The 5354-nt window shown below is 35.1% G+C and carries 3 protein-coding genes; 2 read left to right on the plus strand and 1 reads right to left on the minus strand.

The window, feature by feature from the left end; all coding sequences use genetic code 11:
- The coding region (locus HHH54_RS10725; RefSeq protein ID WP_198618789.1) for a Rib/alpha-like domain-containing protein at positions 1–3188 on the minus strand (3188 nt) is incomplete at its 3' end.
- 434 nt (positions 3189–3622) lie between these two features.
- On the opposite strand from HHH54_RS10725, the gene HHH54_RS10730 reads away from it, so the two are divergent.
- Positions 3623–4753, plus strand: coding sequence for a sugar diacid recognition domain-containing protein (locus HHH54_RS10730; RefSeq protein WP_198618790.1), 1131 nt, complete (start codon positions 3623–3625; stop codon positions 4751–4753).
- Positions 4754–4778: 25 nt separating this feature from the next.
- Positions 4779–5171, plus strand: coding sequence for a hypothetical protein (locus HHH54_RS10735; RefSeq protein WP_232796329.1), 393 nt, complete (start codon positions 4779–4781; stop codon positions 5169–5171).
- Positions 5172–5354 lie beyond the last annotated feature (183 nt).

A 5354-nucleotide genomic window follows, 5' to 3' on the forward strand; every position in this document is an offset into this window, starting at 1 on the left:
GTTGTTGTGTTGTCTCCATCTGTTGATGTTACTGTTACTGTGTAATCACGCTCTTCTTCGAATGTTTTGTTCGCTAAATCGTCTGTCCAATCTGTCACTTCTGGTGTTCCTGTGATTTCTCCTGTTGCAGGATCATATGTTAATCCTGGTGGTAATCCTTCTACTGTCACCGTCGGTGGTGTTCCACTGTCATCTGTTGATGTTACTGGAATCGCTGTGATTGGTTGTCCTTCCACTACTGTTGTATCGTTAATCGGATCGATTGTTGGTGGTTGATTTTGAGGTGCTGTTACTGTAATTGGTACTGCTACTTTATCTTGAGAACCATCTTCATAAGTGATAATCACGTTTGCTTCAATTGGATTACCATCAGCAGTCGGTGTACTTACATCTGGTACAACTTCCCAACGATAAGTTGCAGTATCAGGTAAATCAGCTACATTTGTAATACCTGATTTAGGATCTGGTAATACATTCACTGGTGTTTCAATTGCTTGACCTGTTGGTGTGTATGTGTCTGCCATTTGTGGTTGAGGATCTTGTACTTTAATTTCTGGATCCACTGCATCTGCGATACCATCACCATCAATATCTAACGCTTGGTAGAAACCTGAACCAGAAGAGCCTGGAATGATTTCCTCTTTACTGTTCACTAAATATCCTCTAAATGCGAAGTTTTCATCACGATTTTCACCTAGGACATCATTAATAGATACACCATCTTTTAATTTCGCAACAACGCGTACACGTGCTGGATCAATTAATCCTGGGTTAAAGTTAAACTGTCTTGAATCAACGTTTATTGCGACAGAATCTAAAGTGAAATAACCTTCACCTGGTTTTAACTCACTATCTAGTACTTTGTAACCGTCTGGTTTATCTGGTGTTTGGTCACGAGTATCAAACCATGCTGCTGGTCCATGCGTACCACCAATACCAGTTTGTGCCCCTCCAGTTGTTGGATTACCAGTATATGAAGATAAGATTTCTGTTCCGTTATTAAAACGTGATTCGAAACCGTTCCAACCTTCGCGTTGCGTACCACCTAAACCTGTATTTTCAGCATTGAAACGATCTTGTAAGCTTTGACTTGCTTCCCATGCAAGACCATCGTTTGTTAAATAGTGTAATTCAACGTCGTCTACATATTTTAAAAGTCGTGGATCTAATTCGAAATGGTACTGCCAATCACGGTTAGGTTGTGCTCCATAGCCGTTTAATGTACCACGAGAACTTTTATTAATATATTGATCAAAGACGATACCACCGTTAGGTCCTGCTTGTTGTTCAAAGTGCGTAATTGTACCTGAGTCGTTAAACCAGTCACGTTCAGTTACTTTCGTCGCTTCTACAAGACCATCTTTTTTCTCTGTTGCAACTTGGAAATAGTTATTACGATCTGTATCGATAATCAATTGACCATCTTTATCAAGTGTATATGTTCTAAATGTTAAGTCACCATTTTGTAGTAGATCATCTTGTGACATTAAATTTGTAATTGTATCAGATAAATGAATTTGTGAAGAACTCACTTGTGATACTGCTGGTGAATCCCCTAAAAATACTGACGTTTCATTATCAGAATATGCTAAGGCATTAAATGTACGGTGTTTCCATGTGTTTGTTAACTCACCTTTGGCATTAACAACACGTTCCCATTCAAACGGGCGTGTAGGTTTTGCACCAGCATCAACTTGACCAATATTACCTGTAATTGATGTGACATATTTAGCGATACGTTCATCTAACTCAATATAAGTTACCATTCCAGAGTTTACACGGTTTAAGTTGTATTGCGTTGTTAAATCAAAATCAATTGTATCTTTTGCACGTGACTCTGAACTTGTTAAATCTTCAGTTTTTGGCGCGATGAATACATCTGCAGAAGTTGTTGTGAAATTATTTTCGGCTGAATAAGGTACGCCTGAATATTTCACTCCATCTTTTTCATAACTGTATGCAACAAAAATTGGTGCTTTAACTTCATCCACTGTATTATCACCATAAGTCACTACAACTGTTGCCACTTGGTTTCCAATTCTGTTAAAGACAGCAGTATCTTTCCAAGTGTATGTTGCATCTTGAGGTAATACATCAGCATTTGAAATTGCATTTTTAGCATCGCCTACTTGACCGTAACGATAGTTCGTTGGTTCTTGTTTTGCATATGCTTGGTAAACTTCATTTTGTGGTAAATCACTGCTTGGTTGTACTGCAGCAAAAAATCCTGTTGTACCATTCACGAAGTCATTCGTTAATGCGTTCTCTTTACGCATTGAAGTTGTTGTTGCTTCAACATTAAATTTATCTTGTTGTTTAGCTAATGCATCAACTAAAGCTTGTTGTAATGCTTCTGGCGTGATGTTTTCTAAATCTAAGTTTAAGTTGTTTACAAAATCACGCGCTTCTGTTTCAGAAACTTGCGCTGATTGTACGACATACTCAACTGCAGATTGATCATCAACGACTGTGTTGATATTTGATTCTTTATCATCACTTTGTGGTGTATTCTCAAGTGTTACATCTGTTGTGTCATTTTTTGTAGCAACCACTTCTGGTGCTGTTGGTTGTTCTTGAGTTGCAGGTGTTTGTTCTGTTGAAGATGTTGAGTCTTGAGTTTCTTCTTGAGGTGTTTCAGTACTTGTATTTTGTACTGTTTCATTCGATGTTGACTGTAGTTCAATGGCACCGTTATCAGCCTGAGTTGTATTAGATTCTGGCGTCACTTGTTCAACTTCTGATTGAGGTGCTTCTGTTGATTGTTTTGCATTTTGTGGTGATTGTGCACTTTCTACTGTTTCAGTAGATGGTACTTCACTAGTTGTATCAACAGCTTGACCTTCTACTGATGCTACCTCTTCAACTGGAGCTTCTGTTGTTGCTTCGTCACTAGTTGAAGTTGTTGTAGCCGCTTCAGAATCCGTACTTGTTGCTTCGTTCGTAATATTTTCTTCAGTTGAAGGTTGAGTGGCAACATCTTCCGTTGAATTCGTTGTAGTAGCTTCTTCAGTTGATGTCGCGTTTTGGCTCACTTCTTCAGCTTGTGCATCATTATGCGCACCTAATAATAAAGTGACCCCTACTAAAATTGAGGCAGTACCTACTGTAAACTTACGAATAGCGTACTTATTTTGCCTATTTGGCAAGAAGTCTAATCTTCTTGAATTAGGCTTACTTTTTTTCGACATATTTTACCCCTCGCTTTAAAAACATATTGCGTACCCAATATTTGAATACACCTAAAAATTATATTGAGTAACATATAATTAATAATAGCACACGGGTTTAAAATATTGAATATAAAAAGTTAAACTTTATTTTACACTTTACTATTACAAGGCATATAATAGCTTTCAAGCAATAGGTTTATATACGGTAAATAAAGGAAATAATATTGTTGTAGTCTTATCAAATTCATCTTATAATATTGTCAATATGCACAATATTATTCACTTGTATGTTTTATGCATACAACATTTTTTATAATGAGATACTAAAAGGTTTTTAAAAATTCGAATCATTTTATGAGCACTCAATTCCCCTCAACCGTTTTATCTCATTTCTTATCAAATATATATACGATAAGTTCATATTTGATTCTATTGATAGGAGTTGCATTATTATGATCCAAGAAAAATGGGCTGAGAAATTTGTGAAAGAGACATCAAATATTATTAAATCTAATATTTGTCTAACGAATCGTCGCGGACAAGTTATTGCATCTTCAGATCCACAATGTCTTGGCGAGAGTAATTCAGCAGCGCTCATGGCTATCGAACGAAACTTACCTATAGAAGTTGAAGCTGAAAATTTAGCTTTTTGGAACATGCGTTATCCAGCAATTATTATGCCAATTGAATATCAGGGTCAGTTGTATGGTGCGATTATTGTAGAAGGTAATCCAAATGATATTAGAATGCATGTCAGACTTATAAAGGTTAATGCTGAATATATAATAGCTCAAGATAATGAGAGAAAAGATGATTATAGTCAATTATTATCGCGTACTCAAATGCTTTCTCATATCTTATTTAGTGAAAATAAAGAGTTAAACAAATATAATCGTAGTCATTTTAAATCTTTACTCAATTTAGATAAACCTTTTGTAGTTGCGATAATATGTACTCAAACTTCAAGTAAGACAAAGCTTAAGAATATCCATAATACTTTAGAAAATTGGAGTATTCCTAAAGATGATATGATTCAAATTTCACCTCAAGAGTACGTCTTTATATTTAAAGCTAATAAACATCGTGGCGAAACGGTTAAAGATATTCATCACTATATTAATAATAATAGTAATTCAGCTTTTAAATCACATACATTAGTGACAATAGGTACTTTTGAAAAAGATATTCAAGGACTGATTTTATCTTTTCAACATGCGAAAACTTTACAGTCCTTACTTTGCGATACAGGTACTCTATCCGGCATTTTTAATTATGAAGATTATGAGCTTAAAGCGATATGTTACAAAATGAAGGATGTCGTACCACCTAATCAAAATATGCTCATTTCAACTTACGAAAAAGTCATTCATTCTGGCGAAGATAATTACTTAGGAGAAACTTTAGAGGTATTCTTTAAAAATCATGGCAAATTAATTAAGACGGCGAATGATTTATTCATACATCGAAATACATTGAATTATCGTCTCAAAAAAATACATGACATTACAAAGTGGGATCCAAATACAATTGATGGTATGATTTTACTAAGAATCGCTCAAATTTTACACAGTTACCATCAATAATTAAACGTATTTTGGAGGGACGCTTTTGAAACAGTTACTTTATCGCTTTTTCGATAAAATGGGTACGCGTGGGATGCAAATTATTTTTGGAATTGGACTCTTTCTACTCATTTTATTCATAGCCATGGGCACTGTCTTGCCTGAACTTAACCGTCATACGTATGAGGGGATTGTAACGGAAAAATATCAAGAGACACATGCCATGACAACAGGAAAAACACAATTTATAGAACTCAAAACGAAAGATGGTATCAAAAAAATAGAAAATAGTGATATCTTATTACACTATAAAATGAACAGTCGTGATTTACAAAAAGACATTAAAGAAGGCAAGCCTACTCGCGTCAAAACGATTGGATTCAACATTCCAAGTCTTGGTCTATATCCCAATCTATATGATGTTGAGCAATCTGAATAAAAAGCATTGAGTCTCTTAGAACGGCTCAATGCTTTTAACTATTAATATCAACTTTTTAGGTTCTATAATAAATCGGACTGGTGGCATTTAAATTATAAATGTTGCTTGTCCGATTTTTTACTTTTTAGATGCAAAAAGACGCAATGACCTCTATTATTAAAAGTGCCAAAACCATAATAAAGG

Source organism: Staphylococcus canis, assembly GCF_016238445.1.
In the GTDB taxonomy this organism is placed as follows: Bacteria; Bacillota; Bacilli; order Staphylococcales; family Staphylococcaceae; genus Staphylococcus; species Staphylococcus canis.

Coding starts and splice junctions, on each gene's coding strand:
- HHH54_RS10730 (WP_198618790.1), top strand. CDS start 3,623: ATGATCCAAGAAAAATGGGCTGAGAAATTTGTGAAAGAGACATCAAAT.